Here is a 9634-nt window from a genome sequence, read left to right as displayed (position 1 = left end):
GACCTGGGCGGGCGCCTGGCCGCCGGGATCCTGCCCTGCTCCTTCAACTCATCGCCGATCATGTGATGGATCAGCCTGCCACGATCGAAATCCGCTGCCGGACCCGTCGTCATCATCCGCCCGTTGCGCAGGACGGAGATCCGATCGGCATAGGTCAGGGCCTCCTCCAGGGCATGCGAAATGAAGATGATCGCCACACCGCTTTTCTGCAGCGACTTCATCAGGTCGAACAGATGGTCGGTTTCTTCAGGGGTGAGAGCCGCGGTCGGTTCGTCGAGAATGATCACCCTTGCCTGGTTGAAAACAGCGCGGGCGATCTCGACCATCTGCCGCTTGGCCGCAGACAGCGTACCTGCCAGTTGCGAGGGATCGACCTTGAAGTTCAGCCTCTGCAGGACCTGCCTGGCGGCGCTGCGCACGTGCCTGACGGAATTGAACACGCGCTCGCGGCCGAGAAAGATGTTCTGCGCCACGGTCAGTTGCGGCACCAGGCTGGTCTCCTGGTAGACCATCGAAATCCCGAGCCGGCTGGCGTCCTTGGGTGAGGAGAAGGCCACGGCCTGGCCATCGATCTTGAGGACGCCTTCGGAGGGCGAGATCACGCCGGCGATCAGCTTGCAAAGCGTCGACTTGCCGGCGCCGTTCTCGCCGACGAGCGCGTGGATCTCGCCCGGCATCAGGTCGAAATTCGCGCCGGCAAGTGCTGCGGTGTTGCCATAGGTCTTGGTGACGTTCTCGAGGCTGACGACAGGTTGCGCGATCATGGCGTCGGGCTCCCACGGCCAAGGTTCAGGATTTCGCCGCTGGCCCGACTGATGGCGATCAGGTCGCCATTCCACGAACAGACATCGCAGATGGCGTGCCGGCTTCCATTGGCGCGCGAATGCGCCGAGGCGACCGGCATCAGCTTCTCGTCCAGTTCGATGACCAGCCCGTAGGAAAACGACGGCGCCCAGGGTTTGATGTCGCCGAAGAGACGCGCGGCGCCGAGTTCGATCGGGAAGTCATGGCTGAATTCCGGTGTCGCCCGCGGCGAGATCCAGTAGCGCGGGTCGAGATCGGCCTTCATGTCCGCCACGAACGCCTGTTCCTTCTTCAGGAATTCGATCAGGGGATCGCGCCTCGACAGGCAGGCCATCACATATCCAATGTCGGTCCTGCGGACGCGCCCGAGATAGCCGGGATAGCCTGACTGGAGCGTGCGGCCCGACGCGTCGACGATGCTGGCCCGTTCGAGCTGCGAGACGAGGAAGCCGCCGGCGAAATCCGGCGCGATGCCCATCGGGCAGTGCAGCCCGCCCGCCACGACGCGCGATTTCCCGGAGCGGTGGATCGCCACGACCTTGCCGCGTGCCACCTCGTCCCACGGCGCGACGGACGGGACGTTCTGGTCGTCGCGGTACCCATTGTCGACGACGGCGATCTCATCCTTGGAAAGGAACAGGCAGTCTGTCACCGACACGAGATCGGACGGCGCCGACCAGCCTTCGAGGGGGCGGCCGGCGAGATCCAGGACTTTGAGAGCGCCCCCTTGCAGGCCGACCGCGACGAGGCCGTCGCTGCCGCATGACAGCGCCGACACCGGCCGGTCGAACTCCGCCCACAGGTCAGGTTCGACGCCCCATTCGCGCAGGCGATGCACGCGCTTGCCGGAACTGAAGAGCAGATGCCCGTCGGCGCAGACGGCCATGGCCTCCGGACTGTCGACGCGGATCCCCGGCGCCTGGTCCAGCCGATCGTTGGGACCGAGGATCCCCTCCAGGGTCATTCCAGGGGCTTCCTTGGCCTTGGGTGCGAACAGCATCAGCCGGTTCTCCCCCAATAGCTCGCGGGTCCTGTCCAGCGCGCGTCGGCGCCCTCCAGGGCAAGGCGGCCGATCTTGTCGTTGGTGACGCCGCCGAGGAACAGCGAGCCTTCATGCTCGCGCATCGATGTGATCATGTAGAGCGGCCCGTCCGGGGCGTCCCACAGGGCGTCGACGACCTTGCCGAGGCCGTCCGTCTTGAGCACGCCGCCAATGTTGAGGTTGCCGAAAAGCCAGTTCGTCGGCGGCACGCGCCGTGTCATGCGCCGCCGCAGTTCCGGGTGTTTCAGGACCTTGTCAAAGACCGGGTTGCGCATGCCCGCCAACGCGACCCAGTAGCCGCCATCGGAAGCCCGGTTGATGTTGTCGGGGTAGCCCGGTAGCCCGTTCAGAAAGACGCGTGGTCCATCGGAAAGCCTGGCCAGGTCGAAGATCAGGATCGAGCAGGCCCATGTGCTGGCGACCAGAAGATGCTTGCCGTCATGCGTCAGGCAGACGCCGTTTGGAAACAGCAGATTGTCGCACACCGTCCTGGTCTTGCGGGTTTTCGGATCGAAGCTGAGCAGACGGCCGTTGGGCCGGCCCTCCAGCAGGTCCAGCCCCCAATTGTCGATGTCGTAGCGCTTGGTAGCGTCGGTGAAGTAGATCGTGCCGTCCGGGCCGATATCGAGATCGTCGGCCATGCGGATCGCCGTGTCGTCCTGCACGCTGAACAGGCTGCGGCTTGTTTCGTCCGTCAACAGTTCGACGGCGCCTTCCATGGTGACGCGGATCAGGCCCATGCCGGCGACGCAGGTCACGATCCGCCCTTCCCGGTCGAAGGCCAGGCCGAGCGGACGGCCGCCGATCTTGGCCAGCACGCTGACGTCGGTATAGGCCGGCGCGGCGATCTTCAGGATGCAGCCATTGCGGTTGCCGCAATAGAGGTTGCCCTCTGCGTCGAGGATGACATCCTCGGGTCCGTCGACCCTGCCCGAAGCCAGGATTTCCGCCGCGCTGAGCTTTGGTTCCATCTCGTTTGGCATCAGTCCGTTCATGCCCTGCACGGACCCGGCATCGAGCGCGACCGGGTCGAGATAGGTCGAGGCCAGCAGGCGGTGACGGTTCTTGCGGAACCTGACGTCGATCGTCAGGATGAGAATGATGATGCCGCCCATCCAGATCTGGACGAAGTCGCCGCGATAGCCCGCATTGATCATCGCATTGTTGAGGAGGTAGATCGTCGCGAACCCGATCAGCGCCGTGACGGGCGACCCCTTGCCGGGCACGAAACCGCCCAGCCCGACCACCAGTGCTGTCAGCGCGAAGAATTCCATGCCGATGCCGGTGTCGGCGACGCTGATGCTGTTCTGGCGGGCGGCGAACAGGAAACCGGCGAGGCCAACGATCAGCCCGGCCAGCAGGTAGGCGAGGAATACCGTCGTCCTGACCGGGATGCCGCCATGGCGCGCAGCCTTGCGATTGCCACCGACGGCAAGGATATGCCAGCCGAAGCGGAGCTGGCGAAACAGGACGAACACCAGCACCGACACGGTGATCAGGCACCAGGCGCCGATCGGCACGCTCAGGAATTTCTCGAAGCCGATCCAGTCCCACAGATCGTCGGTTCGGCTGCTCGTCGATATCTCGACGAGTTCAGCCTGGGCGGCAAGCGCGAACAGCGCCCTGACGGTGATCATGGTGCCGAGCGTCGTCAGCAACGCGCCGCAGCCGAGCAGGCCGGCAACGATCCCGTTGGCAATGCCGACCGCCGCGCCGGCCGCCAGCGTCAGAGCCAGCACGGCGGGGACCGGCAGCCCCAGTATGTGGAAGCAGTACAGCGCGACGAAGGCGGACATGGCGAAGTTCGATCCGACCGAAAGGTCGATGCCGCCGGCCGCGACGACGATCAGCAGGGCCAGGACCACGAGCCCGCCATCGGCGGAGTATTGCGCGAGGTTTTGCAGGTTTGCCGGCGAGAAATAGTCGTTGGTCGTCAGCGCGATCCCGACCAGCACGCACAGCAGGGCGAGGAACGGAATGGTGCTCTCGATCCAGCCCTTGGCCAGGATGTCCGCGAGAATGCGACGCGGCGACACGACCCACAGGGGTACGTGTTGCTTCGGCAGGCTGGCGAAGTCGATTTGGGCGGACATGGCGCTTTCCAGGCGATGGGCGGCGGGGCTCCCGGAGCCCCGCACGCTTTTCTATGATGACGATCGGCCGTCGCTTACATTTTCCAGCACAGGCTTGGGTCGTATGTCGGTCCTGCCTTGATGATCTTGAGCGGCGAATCCACGCTCAGCATGGACCCGTCCTTTGCGGAGGCTCCCTGCAGCAGCAGGTCGATCATCGTGGCCGCGTCGCGGCCCTGCCCGTCGGCGTCGTAGCTCCACACGCGGTCGAGGATCTTGTCCTCCACCGCCTTGCAGGTCACGTTGTCGCCGCCGCCCGTGGCATAGACCAGCACCTTGTCCTCCAGCCCGGCATCCTTGACCGCGTGGCCGGCGCCCATCGTATGGACGTCCCAGTGACCGAAGATGGCGCACAGATCGGGATGCTGCTGCAGCACCGTCGCCGTGATCTGGCGCGCCTTCTCAGGCTCCCAGTCGGAGGCCTGGTTGGAGACGACCTGGATTTCCGGATGGTCCTTGAACACCTTGAAGGCGGCATCGTTCAACATGACGCTGTCGGCCGCGGTCAGCTGGCCGGGGATGATGGCCACCTTGCCCGACTTGCCGGAGCCGGCGCCGCATTCCTTGACGATGTCCTCGGCGACGTCGTGGCCGATACGGGTCCAGTTGGCGCCGACAAACGCCGAAGACGGCTGGTTGGACTGCAGATTGAGCTGCAGCACCTTGATGCCCGCCGCCTCGGCCTGCTTGATCTGGCGCGCCAGCAGCTGGACCGTCGGATTGTGGACGACGAGAACGTCCGGCTTTTCGCTGATCGCCTTGGCCAGCAATTCGGCCATCGCGCTGCTGCTGAAGGCGGGGTCGCGGATCTCCAGCGTATAGCCATGCAGCGCCGCATCCTCCTTCATGCGCCGCGCCCAGCCTTCGGTCAGCGAGATGCCCATGGCGATCGGGATGAAGATCACCTTCTTGCCGGCGATGTCGGTGCCCGCCGACGTCGTGCCAGCCGAACCGAGTGCCACGGATGCACCGACCAGAAGTGCGATAGCGGCGTTGCGGACGCGATTTCCAAATTTGTAGACCATGTTCTCCTCCTAGGTTGATTATCAGTCTTAAAGATCGCCGACGGTGTCGGTTTCGGTGTCCCTGGGGTTGAGGTAGTTGTCGATGACGATTGCCAGGATCAGGACCACCCCCCTCAGTGCATCCTGGGTCTGGGTGGTGAAGTTCATCAGCGTCATCCCGTTGCGCAGGATGGCGATCAGGGCGGCGCCGATAAGGATGTTCCGGATGCCGCCGCGCCCTCCCCTGAGCGGGATGCCGCCCAGCACGACAACCAGGATCACGTCGAACAGCAGGGTGCCGCTGCTGACGGTGCGGAAATCGACCGCGCCGCTCGCCGCCGAGGTCACGAGACCGGCGAGAAGCGCGGTGATCGAGGCGAAGACATAGACGATCACGGTCGTGCGCCTGACCGGCAGGCCGGTCAGGCGGGCGGCCTGGTAATTGTCGCCCATGGCGTAGATGACGCTGCCGGCCGTCGAGACCCTCAGCAGCAAGGCGGTCGCGACGAGGGTAACGATCATCAGCGCCACCGGGACCGTCACGCCCGGAAGGATGTTTCCGGCCAGGAACATCACCGCGGGGTTCGACTTTGGCAGCAGCAGGATGAATTCGCCGCGCAGGATGGCGAACCGGAACACGCCAGTGACGAACATCGCCGACGCCAGCGTCGCCAACATGGCCGAGATTCCCACATAGGCGATCAGGAACGCATTGACGAAGCCGACCGTGGCCATGGCGACGACGGCGACCAGCAGCGCCAGCGAGGCCGGACTGCCGCCGGAGACCATGACGCTGAAGATGGTCGCGCCCGCCACCATCTGGGCGATCAGGGACAGATCCAACCCCCTCGAAATGATCACCACGGCCATGCCGCAGCTGAGCATGACCAGCGAGGCGGAATTGGACAGGACGACGCGAAGGTTTCCGGCCGTCGCGAACCCATCGATGAAGAGGGTGAATATGACGACCAGTCCAAACGTCACGGCGAGCACGACACGCTCGAGAATGCCGCCCTCGCGCCTGCCAACCATCTTCGAGAGAGCCGTCTCGGTCATGGCAGGCACCATCCGAACGCCAGGCATTGCGGGCCTGCCGGCGGTCTGCACGATCGTTGAACGGCTGCGGGATGGCGGAGGACCAATGCGGGGCTCATCGCGCTGTACGCGCGGATGACGCTCGCAATCCTTGGCTTGCGTGACATGTCCTCTCCTCCCGACCGAAGCTGTAGCAAGAATTACATTCACTAACAAGATAGCGAATATCATTGTTTCAGCGATTCAGGCCTCGTCCGTGCGCTCGCGAAAAGCGGCTTCGACAACGTGGTTGGCGGAAGGATTCCAGGGTCAGGGTGCAGCGCGGGGCGCTAGGCCATGGACGTGCGTCGTGACGCCATCATCGGCCGTTCCCGGTTCCTGGGAAAGAACCCCGGGCTCAGACTTTCTGCTTGGCTGCCGGCTTCACGCAGATGGAGCGGATGCCCGCGGCCATGAACGTCGCCATCCGTTGCTTGACGGCGACGAAGTCGTCCGACTGGCACAATCCGCCGGACAGCTTGTCGATACGGCCGGTCCGCGCCAGCGTAAGCATCAGTGCGCCGGTGACGAAATGATAACCCCAGAAGATGTCCTCCTCGGCACAGCCGGGAAGCGCCTTCTTGAGCAACTCGACGAGCCGCAGCACGACGGGGTCGAAGTGCTTGTCCATCAGTTCGGCGCCCCATTGCGGCGTGTTGGCAACCTGGGCGCCGAGCGCCGCATAGTTCTTCCAGCCCTCGTCGCCCTCGATGTAGAGGTCGAGATCGGTGTCGAGGAAGGCGTGCAACGCGCCCTCCACCGTGGGCTTGCCCTTCGTCGCGTTTTCATAATCGGCGAGCGCCTTCATGCGGCGGTCGCTGGTGACGGCCGCCCGGCGCGCAAAGACGGCATCGAAGAGCATCTTCTTGTCGGTGAAATAGTAGTTGATGAGCGTGTGATGCACGCCGATGGCCTTGGCGACATCCTTGAGCGCGACGCCATGCAGCCCGTGCTTCGAGAACAGATATTCGGCGGTGTCGAGAATCTGCTCGATCGTCTCGGCCCGCTGCTCGGCCTTGGTGCCACGCTTGCGCCTCGCGCCGCTTTCCTGAGACAATCCTATTATCCTTCCAGTTCACTGCCGAGTGGATCGCGCCGTTCCAGCGGACCCAACCAATGCACCCCTTAACAAGCGACGCCACCCGCGTCCATTTCCCTGCCCTGCTCGCGGCGACCTCGGCAATTCAACGCATCCAAAGGATCGATCAATGCGCCGTCCAAGTCAATCTTCACTGGCCTGATAGTGAATATGAGATGGCATGGCTCGCCCGGCGCCATGATTTCTTGTTGATTCGCTGGCCTTAGAACGAACGTCGCGCGCCAATCGCCGCTCGACTTGGCGCCGATCGCCAACCCGTTCCGTATCGGCCGTAGATACGGCCGCCGATCTATTGCTCGCTGAAGACCGTGGCTTCAAGCGTGTCTTCCAGGGAGGCCAGCAGGGCTTGATCGATCCCGGTTTCGATGCCCTTCGATGCGAAATGGCCCACCAGCGCGCCACTGCGGAGATTGCCGGCCGCGCCGGGCGCGTAGGGACAGCCGCCAAGGCCGCCGACCGAGGAATCGAAAACCCTGAGCCCGAGATCCCAGGCGGCATCGACATTGGCCAGCGCCAGTCCGCCCGTATCGTGGAAATGGCCGGCAAGCCGCTCGGCCTCCGCCTCCTCGAGGACGGCCAGCACCATGGCGTGCACGCGATCGGGCGTTGCCTTGCCGATCGTGTCGGCGACCGCGATTTCCGCGCAGCCGAGGTCGCGCAGCCTGGCCACGACCTTCGCGGCGGCGCCGGGTTGCATCGGGCCTTCATAGGGGCAGTCGACCGCGCAGGAAACATAGCCGCGCACCGGCAAGCCGTGCTCGGCGGCCAAGGCAATTACCGGCACGAAGCGGGCCAGCCCCTCCTCGATGGTGCAATTGGTGTTGCGCCGCGAAAACGTCTCCGAGGCGCTGGTGAACACCGCCAATTCCTGGGCGCCCGCTGCGATCGCGGCCCGAGCGCCCTGCTCATTGGGCACGAGGGCGGACAGGACGAGCCCGGGGCGACGCGCCGCGCCGCGCATCACCGCGTCATGGTCGGCCATCTGCGGCACCCATTTCGGGGAGACGAAGGCGGTCGCCTCGATGCGGGCGAAGCCGCAATCGGCCAGCATGGCGATAAGCTTCAGCTTCTGGCCCGTCGAGACAAGCCGCTTCTCGTTCTGCAGCCCGTCGCGCGGGCCGACCTCGACGATCGTGACCTGCCGGCCGCCGCCGGGACGTTCAGTGGACGGCCGCATACATGATCTTTTCTTCGGACGCTTCGTCGATGGTCATTTCCTCGACGATGCGCCCCTGGCGCGCGACCAGGATGCGGTCCGACAGGTTGAGGATTTCCGGCAGATAGGATGAGATGACGACGACGGCGGCGCCCGCATCGGCAAGCTTCTCGATCATCCGGTGGATCTCCGCGATCGCCCCGACATCGACGCCGCGCGTCGGCTCGTCGAAAATGATCAGCGACGGTTCCTGGATCAGCGATTTGGCGATCACCACCTTCTGCTGGTTGCCGCCCGACAGTTCCACCACCCTGGCGTCGCCGCCGATCGAGCGAACCTTCATGGCCTCGATCCATTCGGCCGATTGCCGCCTGGCCTCGCTCATGCCGATCAGCGAAACCGGATTCGACCCCTTCGCCAGCTTGCCCAGGAACACGTTCTGGACGACGCCCATCGTGTCGAACAGGCCGTCGAGCTTGCGGTCCTCGGTGATGTAGGCGACACCCCGGCGAACGGCCTGGCGCGGCACGCGAAAGCGCACCGTCTCGCCACGCAACCTTATGCGCCCGCCATGGAAGACGTCGCGCTTCAGCACACCGGCGGCGATCTTCATCATTTCCGTGCGGCCCGCGCCGACCAGCCCGAAGAGACCGGTGATCTGCCCGGCGAAGACGGACAGCGTTGCGCTGCGGACAGCCTTCCCCATCGAGACGTTTTCAAGCGCCAGCACCTTTTCGCCGGGATGGCGCGCGACACGCTTGGCGGCGTCGTCGCCATAGAGCGTGGCGGTCAATTGCCGGCCCACCATGGCCTGGACGATCTTTTCGCGGGTGAAATCGCGGGCATCGGCGGTGACGATCAGCGCCCCGTCGCGCAGCACGCTGATGCGGTCGGCGATCGACAGCGCCTCCTCCAGCGCATGCGAAATGAAGATAACGGAGGCGCCCTCGCTTTTCAGCCGTTCGACCAGGGCGAAGAAATGCTGCTTCTCTTCGGGGGTCAGGGTAGCGGTCGGTTCGTCGAAAATGAAGATGCGCGCCTTGTGGTGGACGGCACGGGCGATCTCGACCATCTGCTTCTTCGCCGCGCCCAGCGTCGACACCAGGGCCGTCGGCTCGACATGGAAGTTCAGCCGCTGCAGATGCTGCTGCGCCCTGATGTTGACGCCGCGCAGCCGGTTGAAGAACCCCTCGTCACCGAGAAAGATGTTCTGGGCGACGTTCATGGAGGGAACGAGGTTCGTCTCCTGGAACACCATGGCGATGCCATGCTTCATGGCTTCGGCGGGAGACGAGAAGCTCACCGGCTTGCCGTCGAGCAGCA

8 protein-coding genes are annotated in these 9634 nt (G+C 64.6%); all 8 read right to left on the bottom strand.

What is annotated here, in order from left to right; all coding sequences use genetic code 11:
- On the bottom strand, positions 1 to 764 hold a 764-nt coding region (locus WC739_RS22730), incomplete at its 3' end, for an ATP-binding cassette domain-containing protein (protein WP_372955244.1).
- Positions 761 to 1804, bottom strand: a complete 1044-nt coding sequence (locus WC739_RS22725; protein ID WP_372955243.1) for a hypothetical protein — start codon at positions 1802 to 1804, stop codon at positions 761 to 763. The genes WC739_RS22730 and WC739_RS22725, both read right to left, overlap by 4 nt.
- Complete coding sequence (locus WC739_RS22720) at positions 1804 to 3939, bottom strand: ABC transporter permease (RefSeq protein WP_372955242.1); 2136 nt, start codon at positions 3937 to 3939, stop codon at positions 1804 to 1806. The genes WC739_RS22725 and WC739_RS22720 overlap by 1 nt, the downstream gene beginning before the upstream one ends.
- 74 nt (positions 3940 to 4013) lie before the next feature.
- A complete protein-coding gene (locus WC739_RS22715; RefSeq protein ID WP_372955241.1) occupies positions 4014 to 5003 on the bottom strand; it encodes a sugar ABC transporter substrate-binding protein in 990 nt (329 codons plus the stop codon).
- Positions 5004 to 5030: 27 nt separating this feature from the next.
- Complete coding sequence (locus tag WC739_RS22710) at positions 5031 to 6038, bottom strand: ABC transporter permease (protein ID WP_372955240.1); 1008 nt, start codon at positions 6036 to 6038, stop codon at positions 5031 to 5033.
- A 376-nt stretch (positions 6039 to 6414) separates the two neighbouring features.
- Entirely contained in the window at positions 6415 to 7113 is a 699-nt protein-coding gene (locus WC739_RS22705; protein WP_372955239.1) for a TetR/AcrR family transcriptional regulator, read from the bottom strand.
- 331 nt (positions 7114 to 7444) lie between these two features.
- On the bottom strand, positions 7445 to 8332 hold the full coding sequence (locus WC739_RS22700; protein WP_372955238.1) for a hydroxymethylglutaryl-CoA lyase: 888 nt from the start codon (positions 8330 to 8332) through the stop codon (positions 7445 to 7447).
- Positions 8316 to 9634: sugar ABC transporter ATP-binding protein (locus WC739_RS22695; protein ID WP_372955237.1), on the bottom strand; the 1319-nt coding region annotated here is incomplete at its 5' end. The genes WC739_RS22695 and WC739_RS22700, both read right to left, overlap by 17 nt.

Origin of the sequence: Mesorhizobium sp. (assembly GCF_041661565.1) — a bacterium.
Taxonomy (GTDB): domain Bacteria; phylum Pseudomonadota; class Alphaproteobacteria; order Rhizobiales; family Rhizobiaceae; genus Mesorhizobium.
Note: the sequence above shows the minus strand (reverse complement) of the source record. Positions and strands in the feature narration are given on the sequence as shown.

Bases quoted from the DNA above. Each gene is read 5' to 3' on its own strand.
- WC739_RS22725 (WP_372955243.1), bottom strand. From the start codon at position 1,804: ATGCTGTTCGCACCCAAGGCCAAGGAAGCCCCTGGAATGACCCTGGAG.
- WC739_RS22720 (WP_372955242.1), bottom strand. From the start codon at position 3,939: ATGTCCGCCCAAATCGACTTCGCCAGCCTGCCGAAGCAACACGTACCC.
- WC739_RS22715 (WP_372955241.1), bottom strand. From the start codon at position 5,003: ATGGTCTACAAATTTGGAAATCGCGTCCGCAACGCCGCTATCGCACTT.
- WC739_RS22710 (WP_372955240.1), bottom strand. From the start codon at position 6,038: ATGACCGAGACGGCTCTCTCGAAGATGGTTGGCAGGCGCGAGGGCGGC.
- WC739_RS22700 (WP_372955238.1), bottom strand. From the start codon at position 8,332: ATGCGGCCGTCCACTGAACGTCCCGGCGGCGGCCGGCAGGTCACGATC.